This window comes from Paraburkholderia sp. BL18I3N2, assembly GCF_003001875.1.
Classification (GTDB): Bacteria; Pseudomonadota; Gammaproteobacteria; order Burkholderiales; family Burkholderiaceae; genus Paraburkholderia; species Paraburkholderia phytofirmans.
The window spans coordinates 863,845-890,077 of the sequence record NZ_PVNC01000001.1; the positions used below are offsets into that span (position 1 = coordinate 863,845).

Sequence of the window (26,233 nt, forward strand, 5' to 3'; positions counted from 1 at the left end):
GTCAGCGGTCCTTTGGATCGAACGCGTCGCGCAGACCATCGCCGACGAAATTCACGCAATACAGCGTCACGCACAGCATCACGGACGGGCACAGCAGCAGCCACGGCATCGATTCGAGCTTTTGCGCGCCGTCCTGAATCAGCACGCCCCAACTCGTCATCGGCTCCTGCACGCCGAGGCCGAGAAACGACAGCACCGATTCCGTCAGCACGATGTTCGGCACCGTCACGCTGGCGTACACCACGACCACGCCGAACAGATTCGGCACGATGTGACGCGCGATGATCGAACGCGAACTCACGCCGATCGCTCTCGCCGCGTCGATGAATTCGCGCGAGCGCAACGACAGGGTCTGGCCGCGCACCACGCGCGCCATGTCGAGCCACGAAAACGCGCTGATGGTGAGCACGACCAGATAGAAAGCGCGGCCGAACATCGTCATCATCAGGATGGCGATCAGCATGTAGGGAATCGCGTACATCATGTCGACGATGCGCATCATCACCGCGTCGACGCGTCCGCCGAGATAGCCCGCTGTCGCGCCGTACGCGACACCGATCAGGCCCGACACCAGCGTGCCGAGCAAACCGACTTCGAGCGACACGCGCCCGCCTTGCAGCGTGCGCGCGAGTAGATCGCGGCCGAGTTCGTCGGTGCCGAACCAATGCATGTTTTGCAGCGTCGGCGGCAGACTGATCGCGCTCCAGTCGCTATCGATCGGATTGTTCGGCAGGACCCACGGACCGGCCACGCAGGCGATCACGATCAGCATCAGCACGACAAAGCCGGCGAATGCGGCGCGGTTGCGCACGAAGCGCCATGCGGCGGTGGCGAGCGGGCCGCGCGAACGCGGCGCCCTGGCGATGGCCGCGAGCGGATCGAGCGCCGCGGCAGTCGATTGAATTGAGCGGGGCATGGATCAGTACCGGATGCGCGGATCGAGCCACGCATACGCGAGGTCGACCAGCAGATTGAACAGCACGGCGACAGCGGTCGTCAGCACGACGAGGCCGAGCACGAGGGTGTAGTCGCGATTGATCGCACCGTTGACGACCAGTTGGCCGAGGCCCGGCAGCGCGAATACCGATTCGGTGACCACCGCCGCGGTGATCGACGAGATGCAGATCGAGCCGAGCAGCGAGACGACCGGCATCAGCGCGGGCTTCATGGCGTGACGCAACACGATGGTGCGGCCTGGCAGACCCTTGGCGCGTGCGGTGCGGATGAAGTTGCCCGACAGCACTTCGATCATGCTGCCGCGCATCACACGCGCAATCGCGGCGACGTTGATGATGGTGAGCAGCACGATCGGCAGCACGCGGTAGCGCCATTCGCCTTCGCCCCAGCCGCCGGCCGGCAGCCAGCCGTGTCCTTCGGACGTTTTCAGCAGGATCGCGAAGATCCACACCAGCACCGGTCCCAGCACGAAGGGCGGCACCACGTTGCCGAGATTGCCGAGCACCATCACGAAGTGATCGACGAAGCGGTCGCGCCGCACGGCGGCCACCGTGCCGAGCGCGACGCCGATCACGAGCGCGATCGGCACCGACACGCCGCCCACGCCGAGGCTGACTGGCAGCGCCTTCCACACCAGGTCGTTGACCGACCAGTCGGCGTAGCGGAACGACGGCCCGAGGTCGCCGTGCAGCAGCGAGCCGAGGTAGTGGAGGTACTGCAGCCACAATGGTTCGTCGAGGTGATACTTGGCGTTCAGGTTCGCCAGCACGGCGGCCGAGAGTTGCTTCTCGGTGTCGAACGGGCCGCCCGGGGTGAGATGCAGCAGCAGATAGCACGCGGTGATCACGGCGAGAATCGTCGGGATCGCCCAGAGCGTGCGGCGCAGCGTATAGGCCAGCATGACGGTGCTCCCCGCGTTTAGTGCTTGGTCAGATACATGTCTTGCGTGGCGCGCATGTCGAGGTAGTTGGTCGGTTTATAGCCGCCAACGTACGACTTGACCAGCCGGTCGGCCGAATACTGAAAGAGCGATACCACGGGGTAATCGTTCATGGCCAGATCGTGCGCCTGCGTGAACAGCGCGGTGCGCTTCGCGTCGTCGAGCTGCTGGTTGCCTTCGTCGATCAGCTTGTCGACTTGCGGGTTGCAGTAGTGCTGGTCGTTCTGCACGCTGTTGCAGCGGATCAGATCGAAAAACGAGTTGGCGTCGTTGTAGTCGACGAACCAGCCGTCGCGCGAGGCCTGCACCTTGCCGTCGTGGCGTTGCTTGAGCAGCACCTTATATTCGACGTTTTCGAGTTTTGCCGTGACGCCGAGCTTGGTGCGCCACTCCGAGGTGGCGAACAGCGCGACTTTCTTGTGCAGGTCGTTGGTGTTGTAGGTGAGCGTGAACGTCAGCGGCTTCGCCTCCGAATAGCCCGCGGTCTTCAGCAGGTTGCGCGCGTAGTCGACGCGCTTGGGCATCGGCCAGTTCGCCCACTCCGGCGTGAAGACGCCGGAGCCTTCGGTGCCCTTGGCGATCAGGCCGTACATCGGCACTTCGCCGTCGGCTGTCAGACGCTTGGTCAGCAGGTCGCGGTCGAGCACCATCGCCAGCGCCTGGCGCACGCGCTTATCTTTGAAGGCGGGGTCGTCGTTATTCAGGCTGTAGTAGTACGTGGCGATCTGCAGCCCGGTTTTCAGCTCGGGGCCGAACTGCTTGCTCACCTGTGCATAGACGCCTGACGGAATCGAATAGGTGTAGTCGAACTGGCCGGCCTGGTACATGCGCATGGCCGTTTCGTCGTTTTCGATCGGCAGGTAGGTCACTTTCGTGATCACGACCTTGCCGTTATTCCAGTACGTCGGGCTTTTGGTGGCCACCAGGCGGTTGCTCGGCTGCCAGTCGGTGAGCGCATACGGGCCGTTGCCCACGAAGTTGCCCGGACGGGTCCAATCGCCGCCGAACTTCGTCACGACCGCGCGGTTGACCGGCGTCATCGTCGCCATGGCCGTGAGTTGTGGGAAAAACGTGGCGGGCACTTCGGTCGTGACTTCGAGCGTGTACGGATCGACGGCGCGCACGCCGAGGCTCGAAAGCGGCGCCTTGCCCGCGAGAATCGCCTTGGCGTTCTTCACGAATTCGACCAGCACCGTGTATTTAGAACCCGTCTTCGGATCGAGCACGCGTTGCCACGAGTAGACGAAGTCGGCCGCCGTGACCGGCTGGCCGTTGCTCCAGCGCGCATCGTGGCGCAGCTTGAAAACCCATGTATTCGGCCCGCTGCGCGACCACGACTCGGCGACGCCCGGCACGATCGCGCCGCTCGCGTCCATGCGCGTCAGGCCTTCGAACAGGTCGAGGCCGATCGTGTTGCCGGTCCACGATTCGATATGCGCGGGGTCGAGCGATTCGGTTTCGCCCGGCACCTGGCGGGTCATCTCCTGGCTCGCGGCGAGCGTGACGCCAGGCGGCACCGTGACGGCGAATGCGGAAGGGGCAAACGTGAGGACGAGCGCGGCCAGCGCCGTCGTGTAGACGAACGGGGTTTTCATCGGTTGAGATCGCAGGAAAGGTCGAGAGAGAAACGCGCTGGCGCCAGGGCGCCGGTTTAGCTGCGTTGCCCGGGCCAGGGCGGCCCTTGTTGCTCGTGGTGGTAGCGCGACATGCAGGATTCCTTACATTGCGTAATGCAGGCAATCCCTCGCCGGCTCAACCGGATGAGGTGCCTGCTCTTTAGAACAGTCTCGGTGTGCCCACCCAGACGACCACCGACTCGATGCGCGCGGTGTTCACCCAGCTGTGCGGCACCGTCGATTCGTAATGCGCGCTGTCTCCCGCGTGCAACACGAACGTCTTGCCTTCCAGCGTCAACGACACTTCGCCGTCGATCACATAAACAAACTCTTCCCCGGCATGCGTGGTCACTTCGGAGCGTTTCTGCCCGGGCGGCATCCTCACCAGGATCGCTTCGAGCTGACGGCCGCCCGTCAAGTTGGTCAGCCGCGCAAACAGATTGGCCGAGTCCGCAAAACCGAAAAACTTCAACTGATCGCCCCGGCTCACGCAGCGTTCCTCGCTGGGTGTATCGACGAAATACTGCACCGTGACCCCAAGCGCGTGGGCGATCCCGGCCAACGATGTGATGGACGGTGACGCCAGCCCGCGCTCGACTTGCGACAAAAACGGCTTGGAAATTCCCGCCGCGGTTGCCGTGTCATCCAGCGTGCGCTTGAGCCGTTGGCGCAGCGCGCGGATCTTGCTGCCGATTTCTAATGCCGGATTGCTTTTTTGAATTGTCGTGACCATAGCAGGAGGAAATTAGCCCGTCAAAATTTGTTTGATATAAGTAAATATGGTTTGATTGCGGTCCTGGGCGGGACTGCAGGTCTTTTCAGCCCCAAGTGGTTGCGAGTGACCACATTTCGAGACAGCACTCTATGTTGCCAGAATCGAAACTAACCCCGGCCAAAACGACCGTTTATTTCTAGAAACGGCGAACAATCGGGGTAACGAGTGCAGTATGCACGCTGATAAACGCGGTTATGCAATATGAGTATCGGGACGGTTAAGCGTATGACACCAAAGGCTATTTCCGACGACACGCACCGATTCGGCGAAAACACATGGATGTAATGGCATGTAGTCGACGCGGGCTCAGTGGATTCCCTGAGTGACTTGGGATGTTTCTGTTTGCAGAATCAGGCCCGCTTGCGGACGGGCGCGCATGTGGACACCACCACACGCGAATCCGGCCGCTGTTTATCATTTCGCCCGCAGCGATCCTGCGCGGCGGAGCACTGTCCGGCACGTTCCAACTTAACGGCAGCCGGCGCAAGGACATGACCATCACTGCCGATTTTCTCCGCCGCGGGCTTTCCGCCTGCCGCCGCGTGGCAACGCTGCTCTGTGCCGCCCTCGAAATCCCCGTTCGTCGCGATGCTTTATCATTGAGCCCGCTCCGCATGCCGGAGTCCGAGCCCGGTGTGGCGCAGCGTCCCCGAAGGGGACTTGCTGCGGGGCGTTTCGCGTGGCGGGTCTCGATCCCATCCCCTGGTTTATCTGCTGGTTTGGCGCTTTAGCGCGCGGATGAGCGCGCTCGCGCGCTGCGCCTGTGCGCCTGTGCGCCTGTCGCATCCGCATGAGGGCGCATGCTTCGCCGACTGTCTTTCCAGATTCCGTTTCACGCGCCGCGCGGCCAGTTCGCGCGACGCCGCAACCGTTTGAACAAGAGGTACATGATGAATTCATCCAATCCGGCGGGCGCACGCGTCTCGCAGACCCGTTCGTTTTCGACGGTCTTTCTGATCGAGATGTGGGAGCGCTTCGGTTATTACGGCATGGCGGCGCTGCTCGTGCTGTTCATGATCGACAAACTGCAATTCACCGACAGCCACGCCACGCTCACGTGGGGCGCGTTCACGGCGCTGGTGTACGCGTCGCCGTCGATCGGCGGCTGGATCGGCGACAAGATTCTCGGCGCGCGGCGCACGATGATCTTCGGCGCCGGCGTGCTGTCCGTCGGCTATTTCATGCTGGCGCTGCCCAATGACCAGCTTGCCTATATGTATGCGTCGCTCGGTGTGATCGTGGTCGGCAACGGTCTGTTCAAGGCCAACGCCGCGAATCTCGTGCGCCGTATCTATGAAGGCGACGACGCGCGTATCGACAGCGCATTCACGATCTACTACATGGCGGTCAACATCGGCTCGACGGTGTCGATGCTCGCCACGCCGTGGATCAAGGACCATTGGGGCTGGCATACGGCCTTCGCCGTTTGCTGCGCGGGGATGCTGTTGTCGGTGCTGAACTACTTCATCATGTTCCGCACGCTCGCGCATATCGGCTCCGCGCCGGACGCCGAACCGGTGCGCTGGAAGCGCGTCGGCGCGGTGGCGCTGGGCGGCCTCGCGCTCGGCGCGGCGACCATGTTCGTGCTGCAGCACAAGGCGATCGCGGTGGCCTGCGTGTACACGGCGGGCGTCGCGATTCTGGCGATCTTCGGCTATATGCTGATCAAGTGCGAACGCTCGGAGCGCTCGGGCCTGGTCGCCGCGCTGATCCTGACCGCGCAGGTCATCCTCTTTTTCGTGTTCTACGTGCAGATGTCGACGTCGCTCACGCTGTTCGCGCTGCGCAACGTCGATCCGCGTTTCATTCTGTTCGGCCAGACGTGGTTCACGTGGAGCGCCGCGCAGTTCCAGGCGCTCAACCCGATCTGGATCATGTTGCTGAGCCCGCTGCTCGCGCTGCTGTACACGAAGCTCGCGAAGAGCGGCAAGGACGTGCCGGTGGCGGTCAAGTATGCGTTCGGCTTCGCGGTGGTTGCGGCCGGCTTTTTCGTCTATGCGGCGAGCGGCAACTACGCGGTGAACGGACGTGTGTCGTCGTGGTTCATGGTGGGCGGCTACGGTCTGTATTCGCTCGGCGAATTGCTGGTGAGCGGGCTGGGGCTCGCGATGATCGCGCGCTACGTGCCGGCGCGCATGAGCGGTTTCATGATGGGCGCTTACTTCGTGGCGACCGGCGTGTCGCAATATCTGGGCAGCGTGGTGGCGAATTTCGCGCAGATGCCGGCGGGCGATATGGATCCGCTGGAATCGTTGCCGCTGTATACCAAGCTGTTTACCGGCTTGGGCTGGCTCGCGGCGGTGGGCGCGCTGGTGGCGGTTCTGTTGCTGCCGTTGATGCGCAAGCTGTCGCGTGAACATCAGCGTTGCAGCGACGAGGCGCGTGAGAGCGCGCGGCAAACGGCGGCGTTGAATGGGGCGGTGGCGGAGTAATCACGCTCTGGTCGACGAACGCGGCGCACGCCATGATGTGCTCCGATAAACAGGAATGGCGCGCCTCGTAACGCAAGGCGCGCCATTTTTGCATCTGGAAGCGCCGGGCGCGCTCGAGTGTCGAAGGTGTTCATGGGATATAACCGCCGGAGGTAAGCTAACGGTTGCCATTGGTCTTTCCAACGAACCGTTTCCCAGACACTCAAGGTAGCCACCCGGATGGAAATCCATATCGCGGTCGAAGGTCATCACGATCTGTCCGGCCAGATCTATCGCCAGTTGCGCGCCGGCATTCTCGAAGGACGTCTCGCGGGCGGCACCCGTCTGCCGTCCACGCGTGAGCTCGCCACGCAACTGGGCGTGTCGCGCAAGACCACGCTCGACGTGTTCGAGCGGCTGCTCTCCGAAGGCTATCTCAGCGCGCGCGGCGGCTCGGGCACCTTCGTCGCTGACGGTCTGGAGCGACTGCCGGTAGAGCGCTCCGCGCATGCGCGGGCCGCGGAGTCGTCGCGTGAACGGGCCAGGGCGAAAGCTGCCGCGCGCGCCCAGCCGCTGTGGGACGAGATGCCCGAGAGCTTGCCTTTGCCGAAGCCTTCGGTGGCGTCGCCGCAAGACTTCGTCGGCGGCGCGACCGACAAGACGCTGTTTCCCTTCGACGTCTGGCGCCGCTGCGTGAACCACGCGTTGCGTGCTCAGGCGCGCGGCCCCGGTATCTATCGCGACGCGCCTGGCGAGCAGGAGCTGCGCCTCGCGATCTCGCGTTACCTGGCCTTCAACCGCGCCGTCGCAAGCAATTGGGAAGACGTGATCGTCACGCAAGGCGCGCAGCACGCGCTCGATCTGCTGGCGCGTATCTCCTTGCGCGCCGGCGAAGTCGCGGCGATCGAGGACCCCGCTTATTCGCCGGCGCACGCGTGCCTGAAGGCGACCGGTGCGCGCGTGGTGCCTGTGCCGGTGGATGCGGAAGGCCTGATCGTCAGCAAGCTGCCGGACAAGGCGCGGCTCGTCTACGTGACGCCTTCGCATCAGTTTCCGCTCGGCATGCCGATGAGCCTCGAGCGCCGCGTCGAGTTGCTCGAATGGGCGCAGAAACGCGGCGCGGTGATCATCGAGGACGACTACGACTGCGAGTACCGTTTCGAAGGACGGCCGATGGAGCCGCTGAAAAGTCTCGACCGCGCCGGACTCGTCGCCTACGTCGGCACGTTTTCGAAGACGATCTTTCCGGAACTGCGCGTCGGCTATGTGGTGCCGCCGGCCTCGCTCTACGGTCCGCTCATCAAGGCGCGCCAGATCGGCGACTGGCACGGCTGCACGCTCACGCAAACGGCGCTCGCGTCGTTCATGCTCAACGGCGAATTTGCCAAACATCTGCGGCGCATGCACAAGACCTACGCGGCGCGCCGCGCGATGCTGCTCGATCATCTGCATGGCGGCCTCGCACCCTGGTTCGAGCCGATCGTGCCGACCGCCGGCATCCACATGGCGGCGCGTCTGAAAGCGCCGCTGACGGAAGAAGCGGTGGTGAGCGCGGCGCGTGAAGCGTCGATCGGCTTGTACGGACTCGCGCCGTTTTATGTGCGCGCGAAGCCGCAGGCGGGCCTGATGTTCGGCTACGGCAATATCGCGGTCGAGCACATCGATGCCGCGCTCACCAAGCTTGCCGGCATCCTGCCGCGGCTCACGCAATAGGCCGGCGACGCGCGTGGTGTTCGTCTAAATCAAGAAAGCGCAGGCCAACGCGAACACGATCTCGAACACGTCAGTCGGCAGTAAAACTGTTTTGAGCGCCGCCCGCGATTTTCTGTCGCAGGGCGAGATTGGCCTCCCCCTGCAGCGTTTTTCGCTGCAGGAGGCGTGTTTTTTCCGCCGCGTGAAAGTGCATGGCGAGCGAGCCCTGAAGTGTTTTTCGCGATCATCGAGTGATCCGCCGGCGATGCCCGCGCGCAGAAAGTGCCGTTATTCATGCATCGAAATGACTTGTAACGTACGTTACGTGTTCGTGTTGCCGGACCCCTCGACGCACGTTTACCCGCTAAAACAAGCATCAAAATGTGTTGCGCAGTCTGCGCCGCGCAACAAACCTTCGCTGTTATACATAAAAGAGTCGCGCAAATCGCATTAGCGCTTGTAGAATCCGGCGTTGAAGCGTGCACATACGGTGTGCGCTTCGTGCAATTCACTGACCACAACAGGTAGGAGAAACATGCCGACTTCCGCAAAAAAGGTGGCCAAGAAGGCTGCTGCCCCGGTACCGACCAAGAAGGTTGCTGCAAAGAAAGTTCCTGCGAAGAAGGCCGTCGCAGCTAAGAAGGTCGCCGTGAAGGCGTCCAGCGCTCCGTCGCCGATCAAGGACACCTTCACGAAGGCCTCGCTGGCTGCACACGTCGCTGAACGCGCTGCTGTGGAACCGAAGACCGCCAAGGCTGTTCTGGCCGCGCTCGAAGACACGATCCTCGGCGCCGTGCACAAGAAGGGCGCTGGCGAATTCACGCTGTCGGGTCTTCTGAAGATCGTCGTGCAAGCTGTCCCGGCGAAGAAGAAGCGCTTCGGCAAAGACCCGTTCTCGGGCGAAGAGCGTTGGTTCCCGGCCAAGCCGGCTAGCGTGCGCATCAAGGCACGTCCGCTGAAGAAGCTGAAAGACGCTGCTGCAGGCTGATCGCGCTTCACGCGTCGCCGCTGTTTTAACAATGGTTGACGCGTGAGACGACCCGAGGGACATTTCCTCGGGACGATCCGCGGTACAGGTTTGTCTGAATCCCCGTGGGTGCGAATCCACGGGGATTTTTTATGTGCGTTCGCAGCGTGTTGCGATTTCGCTGGGCGCCTCGCATGATCTGCTCCGCCGGTGCACCTTGGTGCCGCCCATGCACTGTACTAGCGCATCATGGGCCGCCGCAGTAGGATGACAGCGGAGCCGTGCCGGCCGGGATGCGCTATTCGCGTGCATGCAAGCGGATTAGTACGTGGAAAGCTCAATGGCATAGCGCTTGCTTGATCGATTGTCGAACACCGAATGCGCAGCGCATTCGCCTTCTATCCGACAACAAGAGCGGGGCGTGACATGCGATGCTATGACGAGATGCGTCATCATGACGATGCCGTGCGGCCACATTACGCGCGCTTTGAGCGGTGGCTCGTGAAGCAGGGCAACGAGGCGATCGCGCGCAAGCGTGCGGAAGCCGACCTGCTGTTTCGCCGGGTCGGCATCACCTTCGCGGTGAACGGCGACCTGTCCGGCACCGAGCGGTTGATCCCATTCGACCTGATTCCGCGCATCATTCCGCGCGGTGAATGGCAGACGCTGGAGGCCGGTTTGCGCCAGCGCGTGCAGGCGCTCAATCTGTTCATCCACGACGTCTATCACGACCGCAATATCGTGCGCGCCGGCATCGTGCCGGCCGAGCAGGTCTACACCAACGCGCAATACCGGCCTGAAATGCAGGGCGTGAATGTGCCGCTCGGTGTTTACGCGCATATCGCCGGCGTCGACGTGGTGCGAGCCGGCGACGAGGGCGAGTTCTACGTGCTCGAAGACAACCTGCGGGTGCCGTCGGGCGTCTCCTATATGCTCGAAAACCGCAAAATGATGATGCGGCTTTTCCCCGAGCTGTTCGTGCAGAACCGCATTGCGCCGGTCGCGCATTATCCCGATCTGTTGCTCGATACACTGCGCTCGGTCGCCCCCGAGGGCGTCGACGATCCAGTCGTGGTCGTGCTCACGCCGGGCATGTACAACTCCGCGTATTTCGAGCATACGTTCCTTGCGCAGCAGATGGGCGTGGAACTGGTGGAAGGCAAGGACCTGTTCGTCGACGACAACTATGTGTTCATGCGCACCACGCAAGGACCGAAACGCGTCGACGTGATCTACCGCCGCGTCGACGACGATTTTCTCGACCCGCTCGCCTTCCGTAACGACTCGGCGCTCGGCGTGCCGGGTCTCTTGACCGCGTATCGCGCGGGCCGCGTGGCGCTCGCGAACGCGATGGGCACCGGCATCGCCGACGACAAATCGATCTATCCGTACGTGCCGGAAATGATCGAGTTTTACCTCGGCGAGAAGCCGATCCTCAACAACGTGCCCACGTTCCAGTGCCGCAAGCCGGACGATCTGGCGTACACGCTCGCGCACCTGCCGGAACTGGTGGTCAAGGAAGTGCACGGTGCGGGTGGCTACGGCATGCTCGTCGGACCGGCTTCGACGAAAGCCGAAATCGAGTCGTTCCGTGAGCGTCTGATCGCGCGTCCGGCGGGGTACATCGCGCAGCCCACGCTCGCGCTCTCCGCATGTCCGACCTTCGTCGAAGCCGGCATCGCGCCGCGCCATATCGACTTGCGTCCGTTCGTGCTGTCCGGCAAGGCCGTCACGATGGTCGCCGGCGGACTCACGCGCGTGGCGTTGCAGGAGGGCTCGCTCGTCGTCAATTCGTCGCAGGGAGGCGGGACCAAAGATACGTGGATGGTCGACTGACGCGGTTGCCGATGCGGTCGCACAAGCTTCGCGCAACCGCGCCTGCAACCCAACGCGCCGGGCAGCACGTGATACGCAACACGCGCGCCGCCGGCGCACACGGATAACCAGCGCGGGCCTCTTACCTCGACGAGGCCTCGCGTCATCAGATACGGAACGCCGTCATGCTAAGCCGAACCGCCGATCACCTTTTCTGGATGGCCCGCTACATGGAGCGCGCGGAGAACACCGCCCGCATGCTCGATATCAACCTGAAGGCGCTGCTGTTGCCGCAGACGCCCGACCAGGAGGCGCGCGCGCAACGCTCGGTGCTGCGCATCTCCGAACTCGAAACCGCGTTTGCGCAGCGCTACGACGAACCGACTCGCGAAAACGTGCTCGATTTCATGGTGGCCGACGCGACCAATCCGTCGAGTATCCATTCGTGTCTGCAAGCCGCGCGCGAAAACGCCCGCGCCGTGCGCGGCACGTTGACGACCGAGTGGTGGGAAACCATCAACGATACGTGGCTCGAGTTCAATGAGCGCGCTTCGTCCGGCCAGGCCGCGAGCAATCCGGGCGCGCTGTTCGAGTGGGTCAAGTTCCGCTCGCATCTGTCGCGCGGCGTGACGATCGGCACCGCGCTTCAGGACGACGCGTTTTTCTTCACGCAGCTCGGCACTTTCCTCGAACGCGCCGACAACACCGCGCGGATTCTCGACGTGCGCTTTGCCGACGTCGAACCGAATTCACGCGATGCCGCGCGCCAGCTCGAAGACTTCTATTACTGGACTTCGATCCTGAGTTCGGTGTCGGCGCTGGAGATCTACCGCAAGGTGTATCGCGATGTCGTCACGCCGGCGCGCGTGGTCGAACTGATGATCCTGAATCAGCAGATGCCGCGTTCGCTGCTGGCGTCGCTCGAAGGCGTCTGCGTGAATCTGGCGATGCTGCGCACCTCCGGCTCGAACCAGTGCGAACGGTTCGCCGGCAAGTTGCGCGCCGAACTCGTCTACTCCGACATCCGGCAGATTTTCGAAGCCGGCCTGCACGCCTATCTGACACAGTTCCTCGCTCGCGTGTTCGAGCTGGGCAATCTGGTTGCGCGTACCTATCTGATGTTGCCAGTCGCCTGACGGAGTTTCTTTATGTACCTGACGATCCGCCACGACACGTCCTATCGCTACGAAGCGACTGTCCATTATTCGATCCAGCAACTGCGTCTGACGCCGGCGAGCGGCGCCTCGCAGGTCGTGCGGCGCTGGAGCATCGACGCGCCGGGCAAGCTCGACGCGACCTTCGACGCGTACGGCAACGTGCTGCACACGCTGGTCATCAACAAGCCGCATAGCGAGATTCGTCTGCACGTGGCCGGCGAAGTCGACACGATTCCGCTGATCGACGGACATTTGCCCGACGCGGTCGGACCGATTCCGCTCGAGCATTTCACCTGTTCGACGCGCTTGACCGAGGCCGATGCGGCGGTCCGTGAACTGGCCGAATCGGTGCCGAGCCTGGCCAGCTCGGCGAATCTGATCGCGCTCGCCGAACAGATCGTGCAGCGTGTGAAGTACAACACGGGCATTACCGAAGTCACCAGCACGGCCGCCCAGGCGCTCGCGCTCGGCAACGGCGTATGCCAGGACCATGCGCATCTGATGCTCGCCTGCTGCCGCGCGCGCGGCATTCCGGCGCGCTACGTGAGCGGCTATATCGAACCCGGCGAGGTGACGCACGGCGCGAGCCATGCATGGGTCGATGTGTGGCTCGACGGCAAGGGCTGGATTTCCATCGACGTCACACATGCGGCGTTTGCCAGCGAACTCTACTGCCGCCTCGCCGTCGCGCGCGACTATGAAGCGGCCGCGCCGGTGCGTGGCCGGCGTATCGGCGGGCTGGAAGAACAGCTCAAAGTGTCCGTTACAGTCAGCGGGCAACAGTCGCAATAGAGACGCAACGAGGGCGGCCTGCAGAGACGGCTCTAAAGGCGCCAGCGAGCGCTAGCCCTCATATCACCATTCAGAATAGGCCCGCAACGGCCGATAATCGGGATATAACGGGATAGAGGCGCATGCGCGCCGCATTACAATAGCGCCGTTCAGTTGTTTTTTGCGGGTAACTTTTCTTATGACTTACTGTGTCGCGATGTCCGTCGACGACGGTCTCGTGTTCCTCTCGGACACGCGCACCAATGCGGGCGTCGATCACATCAGCACCGCGCGCAAGATGTCGGTGTTCGAGCAGCCGGGCGAGCGCATGCTCACGCTGTTGGGCGCCGGCAATCTGTCGCTGACTCAAGCGGTGTTGCACGAGCTGTCCGAGCCCACGGATCCTTCCCTGCCCACGCTCTGGAGCGCGCCGACCATGGCCGACGCGGCCCGTGTGATCGGCCGCGCGGTGCGTTGCGTGCATCAGCGCGAGGCGGAGGCTTTGCAGGAATTCGGCGTCGACTTCAATTGCAGCTTCATTCTCGGCGGGCAGATCGCGGGCAACCGGCCGCGCCTGTTCATGATCTACGCGGCGGGCAATTTCATCGAGGCGTCGGCGGTGAATCCGTATTTTCAGATCGGCGAGGCCAAGTACGGCAAGCCGATCATCGACCGCGTGTTGACGCCGTCCACGCCGCTCGACGAAGCCGCCAAATGCGCGCTGATCTCCATGGACTCGACGCTGCGCTCGAACCTGTCGGTCGGCTTGCCGCTCGATCTGCTGGTCTACCAGAAGGACACGCTGCGCGTGACGCGCTTCGTCTCGATCGATCACGACAACGCGTACTTCGAGATGATTCACCGGACGTGGGGCGAGCGGCTGCGCCAGGTGTTCGGCGAGATTCCCGATCCGGACTGGCAGGAATCGCCAAATGTGCCGTTGCTGCAGCGGGAGCGGGCACTGGTGCTGCACCGCGCGCCGGTGGGCGCCGATGGCATCGAGCATGAACTCGATGCGAAGCCCGCGCAGACGTTGGCGCAGGCGGAGAGGGGCAAGGCGCAGCGGAAGTAAGCCGGAAGACGCCGTCGCTGGCGTCGGCGCAGCGTGAGGCCGCCTCGGCGGCAGCCGGTACACCAAAGGTCGTCAGGAGCCTGAATCGGGCTTGCTGGCGGCCTTTTTCATTCGATCGTCCAGAAGAATCGAAGAACTCAGGACGAAAAAAAACCAGCCACAGGCTTTCACCCGTGGCTGGTCTTCAACTGCGTGTTGCTTCAGCAGTCCGTCAAGTTCGATTAGAACTTGTGGCGGATGCCCAGGCTGACCAGTTCTTGCGAGCTGGAAGCCGAGTTGTAGCCGTACGAACCGATTGCCGCGCCTGCGTTGACCAGACCACCGCCCGACGTACGTTGCTCGCCGCTTGCGTGCTGGTATGCGCCGACCAGGTAGACGTCCGTGCGCTTCGACAGGTTGTAGTCGCCGCCCAGGGAAACCTGGTGATACGTTGCGCTCGAATCGCCGCTAGCCTTGGTGTAGATGTAGCCCACGCCAACCAGCATGGCCGGCGTAGCCTGGTAACCCAGGTATCCGCCAACGACGTTGTACTTCTCGGTCGAACCGAAGCCCGAGTTCGCATCCGGCTTGTACTGCGCGTTGCTGTAACGCACGTTAGCCGTGAACGGACCCGCGACGTATTGCGCAGCGACCGAAGCGATGCCGATCGACTTGGCCGCGGCGTATGCGCCGTTGACCTGGTTGTCGAACGTGCCGTCCGACGTGCTGCCGTTCCAGCCCACCGTGCCTGCCGACGTGCGGCTAGCCAGCGTGTTGCCGTTGTCCAGGCGGAAGTAGCCTGCAGCCACGCTGAACGGGCCCGTTGCGTACGTTGCTGCGCCCGACCACGATTGACCCGAACCCGTTGCGCCAGCCACGCCGCCCAGAGCGTACATGCCTTCGAACTGGAAGCCGCCCCACACCGGCGAGGTGTACTTGATGGCGCTGTTCGTGCGCGAGGAGTTGTCGTTGTTGTCGACGTCGCCCGGCGTGGTGAAGGTGGAGCCGAAGTAGTTGTCAGCCGTCAGCGGCTGAACCAGGTCGACCAGCGGGTCGTATTGACGACCCAGCGTGAACGTACCCCACTGATCACCCGTCAGGCCGACGTAGGCTTGACGACCGAACATACGGCCGCCTTGACCCAGCTTGCCGTTGTTCACGTCAAAGCCGTTTTCCAACTGGAAGATTGCCTTCAGGCCACCGCCGAGGTCTTCCGTGCCTTTCAAGCCGAAACGCGGACCTTGCAGGTTGCCGCCGACCAGGCCAACTTGATTCGAGTTCTTGCCGTTCGCGTCCACAGTGTTGTGAGCGTACTGGATCGATTCATCGATCAAACCGTACAGGGTCACGCTGCTTTGAGCATGTGCCACGCCAGTGGCGCTCAGGAGCGCCAGCGAGAGGGTAGACAGTGCGATTCGTTTCATCCATTTCTCCACGCAGATGATTAGTTTCTTTGTTGCGGAAAGGAGAATAGCTCACCGGGTCAATCGGCAAGAACTGGAAAAAAAAGAGTGTCTCCAAAAACTGACAAACCACGCAAAGCCTTGTATTTAAAGCGCGTTAACGATCGTTTCGGTTTCAGCAACATTTATTCGTTGACTCGGCATTATTGTTGTTTTGTTGACAGTGAGTGCTCCAATACGTGTACTTTCGACACTGATTTGTATGTGAAATGTAATGAAGTTATCTAGTTTTCCGGCTCGTTTTGTAGCGTTTCCATAAAAATCGAGCCAGATCGTACTTGACGGAGTCGCTAGACAGCTTTTCGTCGTTCTGAGCAGGCGCAACCGGTCAGGCCTGCGGATGCGGCCCGCGAAGCCTGGCTGGAAGCGACTCGAGGCCTTAAGGTTCGCTGTTGTCGGTATGGCGGCGCACGACCATTGCTGCCGCCAGCCCGGCGGTCGCCGCGAAGAGCACCGAACTCCACGGATGCCGCCTCACGTAGCGGTCGGCCGCAACGGCTTTGCGGCTCGCTTCGATTAGCGTGACGGCGGCGATGCGCGTCGCTTGCGCTTCGGCGAGCACGACAGTACGGCCGACCTTGAGCACCGTTGCTCGCGCCGACGGCCTGTTTCTGGCTTGCGCCCGGAACGTCGCTGCCGGCGCCGTGCCGTCAAGCGCGCCGGCTTTCGCGGCGCGCATGGCGGGAGTGAGCGCGGTGTCGTCCGACGCGGCGCGTCCGTTCGCTTGCGCATCGGCGTGCGGCACTGCATCCGCGGCAACAGTCGATGCCGCCAGCACCGAGGCAAGCTTGGCGCGGCTGCCAGGCGGCGTGTCGGTCTGCATGCCCCAGCCTCCGCGCGGATCGTGCATGCGCCCGCGCGCCGCCGAGAATTCCGCGCCGAGCAGCAGCACGGCGGCGGAGAAGTACAGCCACATCAGCAGCACGGCGAGCGAACCGGCCGCGCCGAACGAGGTGGCCATGCCGGCGTGCGCGAGATACAGCGCGAACAGCTTCTTGCCCGCCGAAAACAGCGCGGCCGCGACTATGCCGCCGACGAACGCGTCCCGCCAGCGCACGCGGGCATCCGGCAGAAACTTGAGCAAGCCGGCGAAGGCGAACGCCAGCACGAGCAAGCCAACGCCGAGTTGGAGAAGATTGCCGATCACGACATACGGCGAGTCGCCCCACAGCCATTTACCGACGAAGGTGATGACCGTATCGAGCACCAACGACACGATCAGCAGAAACGCGACGCCCAGCACCAGCCCGAATGAAATCAGACGCACGCGCACCAGCGCGATCACGCTCGACGAACGCGGCCCGGTATTCGGCCAGACTATATTCAGTGCGCTATTGAGCGACGAAAAGGTCGCAGAGGCGCCGATCACCAGCGTCACGAGCGAAATCACCGCAGCGATGCCACCGGCGCTGCCGCTGTGATGCGCGTTCTCGACGATCGTCTGGACGCCCGCGGCCGCCTGGTCGCCGAGCAATCCGTGGATGTGATCGAACAACTCGCCGCGCGCGGCTTCGGCGCCGAAGAACCAGCCGGCCACGGCGATCACCATCACCAGCGTGGGCGCCAGTGAAAACGCCGCATAAAAAGCGATACTCGCGGCCATGGCCGCACAGCGGTCTTCGGCAAACTGTTTGAAGGCGCCGATGGCCCAGTTGGCCTGCTTGCGGGCCAGCTGTTGGAGGTTCTCGGCGGAAAGCGTGTCGATGTCCATGGTCGTGTTTCCCAATGGGTACTGGCGCCGCGCGGGCAATACGAGGTGGCGGGTCCGGACCGGGTGTGTGCGGACAGATCGGGCAGCTTCGCCGCAGTCTTCGCGTTCAAGCGTTGCGCAAACCTTGTGCCTGTCACTATAACAAGCGCGACCGGCGCGCGCCGCCCGCGTGCCGGCACCGGCGGCACATCTCGGGCGAGGAGTGCCGTTAGAATGCGGAGGATCTTCATACACTTGCTCACTATGCACTCGCACGAACTCGTACAGCGGCTGGACGTCATTGCACCGGAACAATTGGGCGCGCATTTGCCTGCGCATGTGGTCGAACAATTGCCGGCGCAAGGCATCACGGTTTTCTCCGTCACCGACGACGCGTCGGATACCGCCGCATTCAGCGAGCGCTACGGCTTCGGCCTGGAAGACTGCGCGAACACGATCGTGATCCGCTACAAGAAAGAGGGCGGCGAGCACTACGCGGCGGTGGTCTCGCTCGGTTCGCTGCGGCTCGACATCAACGGTGCGGTGAAGGCGGCGCTGGGCGCGCAGCGGCTTTCGTTCGCCAGGCGCGAGGCGGCGGTCGAGCACAGCGGCATGGAGTTCGGCGGTATCACGGCCTTCGGCCTGCCGGACAACTGGCGCATTCTCGTCGATGCCGCCGTCATGGAGCGGACCCAGATCGTCATGGGCGCGGGCGTGCGAGCGGCCAAGTTGTTGCTGTCGCCCGACGTATTGCGGCGGTGGCCGCGCTGTGAAGTTGCCGCGTTGACGCTGCCGGCGGAGTGAGGCCCGGTTCGATCCGCAAGCACGACATCAATTTAAGTGAAGGGCCGCTGCACACGTGTCTATTAGTAAGCGGCGTGAGCCGCGCCAGCGAGTAAGCGGAGTCAGCCAGCTCAGCGCTCCTGTCAGGGGCTGCCCCGCACTCGCCCTTGCCCGGCGCTCGAAGCCGACCGGCAAAGCCTGAAGTTTTCCCCCGTTCCGCCGTTAATCCAAAGAGTGACATGAACCGCCGCGGCGTCCGCCGCGAGCGGCGCGTCGACGACAAGTACAAGGGATACGGAGATGGAACGGTTTCGCCTGAAGGTGCGGCTTTGGCTTGCGCTGGCAGTCATGTGCATGGGTATTCTGGCAATCGGCCTGTGGGGCGCTTTCAAAACACGCGACACGATGATCGCCGACCGTCAGGCCGAACTGAAGAGCGTGGTCAGCGTCGCCTACAGCGTGCTGGATCGCTATAACGGCCTGGTCGCCGCGGGTTCGATGCCGCTCGCCGACGCGCAACGCACGGCAATGGCCGATCTGCGCGCGATGCGCTACGACGGCGCGGGCGGCTATCTCGTGATCGAGGACGCGCACGCCCACGTGCTGATGCACGGCGTGCGGGCCGACCTCGAAGGCAAGGACATGAGCGGCTTCACCGACCCGCAAGGGCGCCATGTGTTCAAGGACGGCTCCGATCTCGCCCAGCGCGAAGGCGAAGGCTTCATCCACTTGCAGTTCCTGAAACCGGGCTCCAACGAAATGGCCCCGAAGATCAACTACGTGCGGCTGTACAAGCCTTGGGACTGGACGATCGTCACCGGCGTTTTCACCGACGATATCGACGCCGCGTTCTACACCACGCTCATCCAGTACGTGGGCGCCGCGTTGCTGCTGTGCCTGGTGGTGTCGCTCGTGATCGGCGTGATCCTGCGCAGCATCTTGCGGCAACTCGGCGGCGAGCCGGCATACGCGGCGCGTATCGCCGCGCGCATCGCCGACGGTGAGCTAGACGTGATCGTGGAGACGAAGGCCGGCGACGAAACCAGCCTGCTCGCCGCGATGCAGCGCATGCAGCAGCGCCTCGCACACGCGATCGCACAGATTCGCGGCGGCGCGACGCTGATCTCGACAGTGTCCAACGAAATCGCCGCCGGCAATGCGGACCTGTCGCGCCGCACCGAGCAGCAGGCCACCGCGCTCGGCGAAACCGCGTCGAGCATGGAGCAGATCACCGCGACCGTGAAGCAGAACGCCGACAACGCGAAGCAGGCGAGCCAGTTGGCGCATAACGCGTCGGAGACAGCTGCGCGCGGCGGCGAAGTGGTCGGCCAGGTGGTCGAGACGATGCGCGGCATTTCGCAATCGTCGCATCGGATTGGCGACATCATCGGCGTGATCGAGGGGATCGCGTTTCAGACCAATATTCTTGCTTTGAACGCGGCGGTCGAAGCAGCGCGCGCAGGCGAGGAAGGGCGCGGCTTCGCGGTGGTCGCTGGCGAAGTGCGCAGCCTCGCGCAGCGCAGCGCGGCGGCCGCGAAGGAGATCAAGACGCTGATCGAAGAGTCCGCGGCGCAGATCGAAGGCGGCTCGCAGTATGTGAGCCGCGCCGGCGAAACCATGCATGAAGTCGTGCAGGCGGTGCGTCGCGTGACGGACATCATGGGCGAGATCAGCGCGGCTTCGGTGGAGCAAAGCTCGGGCATCGAGCAGGTCAACATCGCGGTGGCGAGCATGGATCAGACGACCCAGCAGAACGCAGCGCTGGTGGAGGAAGCGAGCGCGTCAGCGGATGTGCTGAAGGCGCAGACCGGACAGCTCAGTGCGGCGATTGCTGTGTTCACGCTGCCGGAAAGTCGCTGACCTGCCATTGACCAGCTATTGAGCGGCCGCTCAGTGCCGGGCGAAGTGGTGTTCGAGGATATCCGCCAGGCGCCATAGTGAACAGGGGCGCCGGCAATGGCCGTCGAAACCGGCGTCTTTCAGCAGGCTGACCGGGTCGAGTGGCCAGACGTTGCTCATGGCCAGAATCAGGACGTCGGCGTTGGATCGTTCCGCGCGCGCGGCGCGCGCGAATTCGTAGCTGGAAACGGAGTCGAGCCGCGTGTCGAGTAAAACCGCGTGCGGCTTCCACCACTTCAAAAAACTTTGCACCTTGATCAGATCGGCGGCATAGATCGCTTCGTAGCCCTTCAGCGAAAGCGACAGGACCAGCGATTCGCCGATCGCCTTGTCGCGATGTCCTATCAGGATGCGATGCGACTGCCCGCTATCCGCGGTGCTTCTGCGTTTCCAGATGGCAAACTCGGTTTCGTCGTTAAGCGATACGCGCCGTGTCACGGTGGCCTCCGAAGACTGCACGTAGAACGTCTACTGTAGTACGAAAAACCGGTGGTCCAGGGAAATGTTGCCTTCGGCCAGTGTTTGCACCGGGCGCCAATTCACGGTGTTAATCCGTCAGGTTGCGCGCGCAACGTTTCGGGTGTGCGTCCCAGTCCGTCAAGCCAGCGCAATACCAGCGCGACTCAGCAGTCGCCGGTTGCGTTCGGACAAATTCTTCATACGTAATTCCTTGCCGGCTTTTCGATAACGTTCGACTAGGCCCTGCAGTGCCGCCAGAGCCGAATGATCGGCCAGCAGCAGATCGCGGCAGTCGACCGTGACGCGCGCGGGATCTTTTGCCGGATCGAAGAGCTCGTGAAAACGGGTGGTCGATGCGAAAAACAGGGTGCCGCGCGGCGCGTAAATCTTGTCGCCGGCGCGATCTTCGACGTGCGCGTGAATTTCACGGGCGTGCTGCCACGCAAAATTGAGCGCGGCAATCACGATGCCGCACAACACGGCGATCGCCAGATCGGAAAACACGGTGATGATGGTGACCGCCAAAATCACCAGCGCGTCGTTGCGCGGCACTTTGCCCAGCACCCGCAGCGAGCCCCACGCGAAAGTCTGTTGCGCCACTACGAACATCACGCCGACCAGCGCCGCCAGCGGAATGCGTTCGATCAGCGGCGACAGGAACAGGATGTACATCAGGATCATCACGCCGCTGACGATACCCGACAGGCGCGAGCGGCCGCCTGAATTCAGATTGATCATGGTCTGGCCGATCATGGCGCAACCACCCATGCCGCCGAACAGACCCGAGGCGATATTCGCGGCGCCGAGCGCGAGGCATTCACGATTCGGCTGGCCGCGCGTTTCGGTGATTTCATCAGTCAGATTGAAGGTGAGCAGCGTTTCCAGCAGACCGACGACCGCCATCAGCACCCCGTAGGGCAGCACGATGTGCAGCGTGTCCAGATTCAGCGGGACGCCCGGCATATGCAGACTCGGCAGACCGCCCGCAATGTGCGCCATGTCGCCGAGCGTGCGCGTCGGCACATGCAGCCACTGCGTGAAGAGACCCACCCCGACGATCGCCACCAGCGCGGGCGGTGCCGCGCGCGTAAGCCGCGGCAGCAGATAGACGATCGCCATGGTCAGCGCGACGAGTCCGCACATCGTCAGCAGCGCGCTGCCGTGCAGCCATTGTTCGCCTTGCGGCGTGCTCTGCCTGAAGTGCGCGAGTTGCGCCATCGCGATGATGATCGCCAGTCCGTTGACGAAGCCGAGCATCACCGGATGCGGGACCATGCGGATCAGTTTGCCGAGCCGCAGCGCGCCGAACAGCACCATCAGGATGCCGCTGAGGATCACCGTGGCAAGCAGATATTGCGCACCGTGTTGCACGACCAGCGCCACGATGACCACCGCCATCGAACCGGCGGCTCCGGAAATCATGCCGGGCCGTCCGCCGAACAACGCCGTGATGGCGCAGATGAAGAAGGCGCCGTACAGGCCCATCAACGGATTGAGATGGGCGACCAGCGCGAAGGCGATGCATTCCGGCACCAGCGCGAACGAAGAAGTGAGTCCTGCGAGGACATTGCTTTTGATGCCGGGCAGCGTGGCCAGCCAGCCGTGAGGGGGACGAGCGGTGTTCATCTTCAGCGAGGTGGGAAGTCCGGGGTAACGGCGTGCATGCAAGAGAGACGCACGTCTGCGGACAGATGAGTGTCCCGGCCTGGGCGCAACGATGGCCGGGCAAGATTGCAAAAAGCGTGGATTTTACAGCAGTGCGGTGTGGATGACCGGGAGGCGGGTGCCGCGACGACAACCGCCGCGCCGCGCGTTAGACAGATGCCGGACAGCCGGCGAGGCGGCTGTCCGGCAATGCGCGTGCGCGCTCAGATTCAGATCATCAGACGCGACACCTTCGTGCCCTCGAGCGATACGCCGGCCATCAGGCCGCCGTTCGTCAGCACAAAGGCTTCGACCGGGCTGGTGGCTGTCGAGGTGTCGACTGCGCCGTTCGCGCCGATCTTCAGCAATGCGACGGTGGCGTCCGCGCCGGCTGCCCAGCCCTGGCTGCTCGTGAATTTGTCGAGCGCTTCCTGCGTCATGAACAGGAAGATGAGGGCCTTGGATTGCGCGCCGATCTGCAAACCGAACGAACCCGCGACCGTGCTGTAGTAACCCGCCGTGCGGCCACCCACGCGAAGTGCGCCTTCGCCGTATTGGCCGCCGATCCAGAAGCCCGCCGAAATGACGTTCGGGAACACCAGAACGCCGCGTGCCTTGGCGACCAGTTCACGTGAGCCGTTGACGTTTTCGTAGAGACGCGACAGCGTGGAATCGACCCCCGCGTTGATGCTGTCCCGCTTGCCCGCGTTAGCCGAAGGCGATGCGCTCGAGGACGGCGACGTCGTCGTGCAGCCGGCAAGGCCGAGCCCCGCAGTGGCTAGCGCGGCGCTGGTGGTCATGATGAATTGTCGTCTGCGCATGATTGTTTTCCTTTTGCGTTATTGGCGTGATGAAAGTGGCGTTGTTCGTTTCCATTCAGGCGGTAAGGGCGTGACGCCGACAGGCCCGTACGTCAATTGCTAACCAGCACGTAACGTGCCCGGCCCCGCCGTGCGAGTGTTCACGGCGGGGTCCCGCACCTGTCTGGCGAGGGCAGCGAGCGAAATACCGGCGCCCATTGCCTCGCCATCTATGACTACGCCGACGGCCGGATGTTCTGGTTGTGGCGGAACAGGTTGCGTGGATCGTAGCGGTTTTTTACAGTGACGAGGCGTTCGTAGTTCGGCCCGTACGCATCGGCGACGCGTCCGCCTTCTTCTTCCGTCATGAAGTTGACGTAGACGCTGCCCAGCGCGAACGGCGCCGCGGCATCGAAAAATGCCCGGGCCCAGCCGACGCAGCGCGCGTCGTCGCTCGCATCGTCCCAGCGGCCGTGCACGTTCATCGCGTACACCGTGTCGCGGCTCGAATAGGCGGTGGCCTCGACGGGAACGCTTTGGGTCTGTTCGCCGATCTGCCCGAAGAAAATCTCGCATTGCGGCGACGGCAGGTTGTCGATCGCGTTGAGCAGCGCGTCGATGAGGCCGTCCGGGATGTCGACGAGGTTGTGCGACTTCCAGTAGTTGCGTGCGCCGGGCGCGAGCAGCGGGTCGAACGCCTGCTGCCACATGACATACGGCATCGGTCCGAGATGTTCACCGAGCGGCGTTCCGAAGGCGCGTACGAATTCCACCGTGGACGGACCGCTTTCAACGGCGCCGGTATAGCACATTGCGAAGACGATCACCGGCTTGCCGTGGACTTCGGCCGGCAGAAATGGCAACGGCGGCGCGAGCCGCAGCACGGCCCACACGCTCAGTTCCTTCGGCATGGTGGCGTTCGCCGCGCGGTATTTGAGCAGAGCGTCCCTTGCCTGCTCGATCGGCAGAACCACGAGGCCGCCGTAGACCAGCGGTCCGACCGGATGCAGGGCGAACTCGAAGCGCGTGACGACGCCGAAATTGCCGCCGCCGCCGCGAATCGCCCAGAACAGGTCTTGGTGCGAATCGGCGCTTGCGTGGACCAGTTCGCCTTCGGCTGTGACGACGTCGGCCGACACCAGGTTGTCCACCGTCATGCCATATCTGCGGCTCAGCCAGCCGAAGCCGCCGCCGAGCGTCAGGCCCGCGACACCGGTAGTCGAGTTGATGCCGAGCGGCGTGGCGAGCCCGAAGGCCTGCGCTTCATGATCGAAATCGTGCAGCGTCGCGCCCGGTTCGACATAAGCGCGACGTGCCGTGGGATCGATCTGCACCGATTTCATTTGCGACAGGTCGAGCACGACGCCGTCGTTACACAATGCGCTGCCGCCGATGTTGTGGCCGCCGCCGCGAATCGCGAGCGGCAAGCCGTTATCGCGCGCGAAGGCCACGCCCTGGCGTACGTCGGCAACGCCCGCGCAACGCAGGATGATCGCAGGATGACGGTCGATCATCGCGTTCCAGATGCTGCGTGCTACTTCGAAGGTTGCGTCGCCCGGCAACAGAACCTGGCCGCGTATAGCGGTTTTCAATTCGTCGACGGCGCTGCTGGACACATTAACCATGGCTCAATCTCCTGAAATAGTGGAAGAGATTCGCAGAACACTATTCAGCTGACCAAAGCAAATTGGAAGTGTCCTGAAGGCTTATTTTGCGTCCAGTAAACGAGCCTGCCTCCTGAACTCAAACAGAGGTAAACCCGCGTTTTTTACCGATTCGGCGCAAGAGCTGGCGCGACAAGCTTGCGCAGGCCTTACCGGTGACGATAACCCGTCCGGCGCCACGGATGGTGGAAATGCTTCGGAAAAAGATACTGCGGGAAAGTGTTGGTTGCGCCGCTGCGTGGTGGGTGCGCGGCGACACTTCACGGTGCGGCTCGCCCGTGCGTGGGAACCGCGCGAGTGGTGAACGACCCGCCTAGCCCTTCACGAGGCCGCCGTCGACGATCAGGTTCTGGCCGGTCACCGCGCGTGACCACGGCGACAGGAAGAACAGCACCGCATCCGCGAATTCCTCAGGTGTCGTGACGCGGCGCACTGGCGTGGAACTCGCGATCAGGTCGAAGACGAATTCTGGCGTGGCCGCGCTCGCGTCGGTGGTGCGCAGCAGTCCGCCCGACACCATGTTCACCGTAATGCCGTGCGGACCGAGATCGTGGGCAGCGGTGCGCGTGAGCGACAACAGCGCCGCTTTGGCCGCCGTGTAGTCGTGATAGGGAACGACGGGATTCTGAAACAGATTGGTTCCCACGTTGACGATGCGGCCGAACCCACGCGAACGCATGCCGGTAACGGCCGCCTGGATCGTATTGAGCGCGCCTTTGAGCGAACCGTCGAGTTGCTGCTGGAAACGCGCCCAGGCGATGGAGTCGATTTTCGGGCGAGCGTCGCCATCGAACTGGAAGTCGGCCAGTGCATTGTTGACCACGGACACGATGGGTTGGCCGGTTCGCGTCTGCGCTTTGTCAAACAGGCGCGCGACGGCGGCCGCGTCCGTGACGTCCGCTCGAAGTGGCAACACCCGATCGCCGAATTCGTCTTTCAGTGCGAGCGCCGATGTTTCGCTGTTGCGGTAGTTGACGACCACGCTCGCGCCTTCGCGCACCAGCGCGCGCGTGATCGCCGCGCCGAGTCCGCGAGCGCCGCCGGTGACCAGCACCCATTGTTCGGATAGAAGCATCTGTTTTCCCGTTGCCGGTGGAGTTGCGATGCTCGTATTGTCGCCCGAATCAGAATTCGCACCCGGTCCGTGCGATGGCGCATATAGCGCGGACGAATTCAGAAAAGGGGGTGGCGGCCGATCCGATGACGGAATGCTTTTATTCACTCGACGGTTTTGTGCGTTGCTGAAGTCGGGGGTGATTATGGCGGAGGGTAAATAGTCCGGGTTGCGCCGTCTGTGTGATTGCGCGCACTCGTGAATGTGCAATTTATCTTTTGTGTTCGGATTCGCACGTATGCGAAGCATTCGAACCCGGTCTTGGTTCATCTGATCGAGTTGATTAAGGATGATGTAAAAGAATAATAGTTTGGAGTGCATATCTAAAGGAATGCATTCCCTCCTGTTTTATAGATCCGGTAGTTGACGATCTCTGACAGTTCCGATGCGCAATTCGTCGTAAAAACCGCAGCGATATCGCATTGCGTGGGGTAGCGCACGGTCGCTGAATGGCACTGCGAATAACTTCAACGTCCATCAGGCCCAGCTGTGCGTTTTCAAAATCGGGGTTGACGCACAGCCCGTTGTCTTCTCTCGAATCACGTTGAATCGGACCGGGGTTTTC

The 26,233-nt window shown here is 62.9% G+C and carries 21 protein-coding genes; 10 read left to right on the forward strand and 11 right to left on the reverse strand.

The genetic code is table 11. The annotated features are described in order from the left end of the window. Nucleotide 1 precedes the first annotated feature (1 nt). The 4 genes from B0G75_RS03960 to B0G75_RS03975 all read right to left on the reverse strand — a co-directional run bounded on the left by B0G75_RS03960 (nucleotide 2) and on the right by B0G75_RS03975 (nucleotide 4,246). Nucleotides 2–916: an ABC transporter permease gene (locus B0G75_RS03960; protein WP_258194216.1), complete on the reverse strand. Its 915-nt coding sequence runs from the start codon at nucleotides 914–916 to the stop codon at nucleotides 2–4. 3 nt (nucleotides 917–919) lie between these two features. Beyond that, nucleotides 920–1,858: an ABC transporter permease subunit gene (locus B0G75_RS03965; protein ID WP_012426329.1), complete on the reverse strand. Its 939-nt coding sequence runs from the start codon at nucleotides 1,856–1,858 to the stop codon at nucleotides 920–922. Nucleotides 1,859–1,875: 17 nt separating this feature from the next. Next, a complete protein-coding gene (locus B0G75_RS03970) occupies nucleotides 1,876–3,492 on the reverse strand; it encodes a peptide ABC transporter substrate-binding protein (protein WP_106300800.1) in 1,617 nt (538 codons plus the stop codon). A 181-nt stretch (nucleotides 3,493–3,673) separates the two neighbouring features. Next, a complete protein-coding gene (locus B0G75_RS03975; RefSeq protein ID WP_012426331.1) occupies nucleotides 3,674–4,246 on the reverse strand; it encodes a cupin domain-containing protein in 573 nt (190 codons plus the stop codon). 374 nt (nucleotides 4,247–4,620) lie between these two features. Here B0G75_RS03975 and B0G75_RS40075 point away from each other — a divergent pair, with 374 nt between their 5' ends. The 8 genes from B0G75_RS40075 (at nucleotide 4,621) to B0G75_RS04010 (ending at nucleotide 14,173) form a co-directional block, all read left to right on the forward strand. Continuing rightward, nucleotides 4,621–5,019, forward strand: a complete 399-nt coding sequence (locus tag B0G75_RS40075) for a hypothetical protein (RefSeq protein ID WP_146142472.1) — start codon at nucleotides 4,621–4,623, stop codon at nucleotides 5,017–5,019. A gap of 159 nt (nucleotides 5,020–5,178) precedes the next feature. Beyond that, nucleotides 5,179–6,720: a peptide MFS transporter gene (locus tag B0G75_RS03980; RefSeq protein WP_106301876.1), complete on the forward strand. Its 1,542-nt coding sequence runs from the start codon at nucleotides 5,179–5,181 to the stop codon at nucleotides 6,718–6,720. Nucleotides 6,721–6,939: 219 nt separating this feature from the next. Further along, nucleotides 6,940–8,412 (forward strand): PLP-dependent aminotransferase family protein, encoded by a 1,473-nt coding sequence (locus B0G75_RS03985; protein ID WP_106300802.1) that lies wholly within the window; start codon nucleotides 6,940–6,942, stop codon nucleotides 8,410–8,412. Nucleotides 8,413–8,926: 514 nt separating this feature from the next. After that, nucleotides 8,927–9,379, forward strand: a complete 453-nt coding sequence (locus B0G75_RS03990; protein ID WP_007177969.1) for an HU family DNA-binding protein — start codon at nucleotides 8,927–8,929, stop codon at nucleotides 9,377–9,379. Between the two features lie 405 nt (nucleotides 9,380–9,784). Further along, complete coding sequence (locus tag B0G75_RS03995) at nucleotides 9,785–11,194, forward strand: circularly permuted type 2 ATP-grasp protein (RefSeq protein WP_106301879.1); 1,410 nt, start codon at nucleotides 9,785–9,787, stop codon at nucleotides 11,192–11,194. A gap of 164 nt (nucleotides 11,195–11,358) precedes the next feature. Next, on the forward strand, nucleotides 11,359–12,309 hold the full coding sequence (locus B0G75_RS04000; RefSeq protein WP_106300804.1) for an alpha-E domain-containing protein: 951 nt from the start codon (nucleotides 11,359–11,361) through the stop codon (nucleotides 12,307–12,309). A gap of 12 nt (nucleotides 12,310–12,321) precedes the next feature. After that, on the forward strand, nucleotides 12,322–13,122 hold the full coding sequence (locus tag B0G75_RS04005; protein ID WP_106300806.1) for a transglutaminase family protein: 801 nt from the start codon (nucleotides 12,322–12,324) through the stop codon (nucleotides 13,120–13,122). 178 nt (nucleotides 13,123–13,300) lie between these two features. Then, on the forward strand, nucleotides 13,301–14,173 hold the full coding sequence (locus B0G75_RS04010) for a proteasome-type protease (protein WP_106300808.1): 873 nt from the start codon (nucleotides 13,301–13,303) through the stop codon (nucleotides 14,171–14,173). Between the two features lie 221 nt (nucleotides 14,174–14,394). Here the strand turns inward: B0G75_RS04010 and B0G75_RS04015 are convergent, their stop codons facing one another. After that, a complete protein-coding gene (locus B0G75_RS04015; RefSeq protein WP_106300810.1) occupies nucleotides 14,395–15,576 on the reverse strand; it encodes a porin in 1,182 nt (393 codons plus the stop codon). 418 nt (nucleotides 15,577–15,994) lie between these two features. After that, on the reverse strand, nucleotides 15,995–17,326 hold the full coding sequence (locus B0G75_RS04020) for a YihY/virulence factor BrkB family protein (RefSeq protein WP_106300812.1): 1,332 nt from the start codon (nucleotides 17,324–17,326) through the stop codon (nucleotides 15,995–15,997). A gap of 243 nt (nucleotides 17,327–17,569) precedes the next feature. On the opposite strand from B0G75_RS04020, the gene B0G75_RS04025 reads away from it, so the two are divergent. Beyond that, nucleotides 17,570–18,109 (forward strand): YbaK/EbsC family protein, encoded by a 540-nt coding sequence (locus B0G75_RS04025; protein WP_181309175.1) that lies wholly within the window; start codon nucleotides 17,570–17,572, stop codon nucleotides 18,107–18,109. Between the two features lie 279 nt (nucleotides 18,110–18,388). Further along, nucleotides 18,389–19,948, forward strand: a complete 1,560-nt coding sequence (locus B0G75_RS04030) for a methyl-accepting chemotaxis protein (RefSeq protein ID WP_106300816.1) — start codon at nucleotides 18,389–18,391, stop codon at nucleotides 19,946–19,948. 30 nt (nucleotides 19,949–19,978) lie between these two features. On the opposite strand, the gene B0G75_RS04035 is transcribed toward B0G75_RS04030, so the two are convergent. The 5 genes from B0G75_RS04035 to B0G75_RS04055 all read right to left on the reverse strand — a co-directional run bounded on the left by B0G75_RS04035 (nucleotide 19,979) and on the right by B0G75_RS04055 (nucleotide 25,629). After that, nucleotides 19,979–20,425: a histidine kinase gene (locus B0G75_RS04035; protein WP_106300818.1), complete on the reverse strand. Its 447-nt coding sequence runs from the start codon at nucleotides 20,423–20,425 to the stop codon at nucleotides 19,979–19,981. A gap of 159 nt (nucleotides 20,426–20,584) precedes the next feature. Then, on the reverse strand, nucleotides 20,585–22,072 hold the full coding sequence (locus tag B0G75_RS04040; protein WP_106300820.1) for a SulP family inorganic anion transporter: 1,488 nt from the start codon (nucleotides 22,070–22,072) through the stop codon (nucleotides 20,585–20,587). A 248-nt stretch (nucleotides 22,073–22,320) separates the two neighbouring features. Further along, nucleotides 22,321–22,911 (reverse strand): YSC84-related protein, encoded by a 591-nt coding sequence (locus B0G75_RS04045; protein WP_106300822.1) that lies wholly within the window; start codon nucleotides 22,909–22,911, stop codon nucleotides 22,321–22,323. Nucleotides 22,912–23,126: 215 nt separating this feature from the next. Beyond that, the gene (locus tag B0G75_RS04050; RefSeq protein WP_106300824.1) at nucleotides 23,127–24,515 is read right to left on the reverse strand and encodes an FAD-binding oxidoreductase; all 1,389 of its coding nucleotides are present in this window, start codon (nucleotides 24,513–24,515) and stop codon (nucleotides 23,127–23,129) included. Between the two features lie 352 nt (nucleotides 24,516–24,867). Beyond that, the gene (locus B0G75_RS04055) at nucleotides 24,868–25,629 is read right to left on the reverse strand and encodes a 3-oxoacyl-ACP reductase (protein WP_106300826.1); all 762 of its coding nucleotides are present in this window, start codon (nucleotides 25,627–25,629) and stop codon (nucleotides 24,868–24,870) included. Between the last annotated feature and the right edge of the window lie 604 nt (nucleotides 25,630–26,233).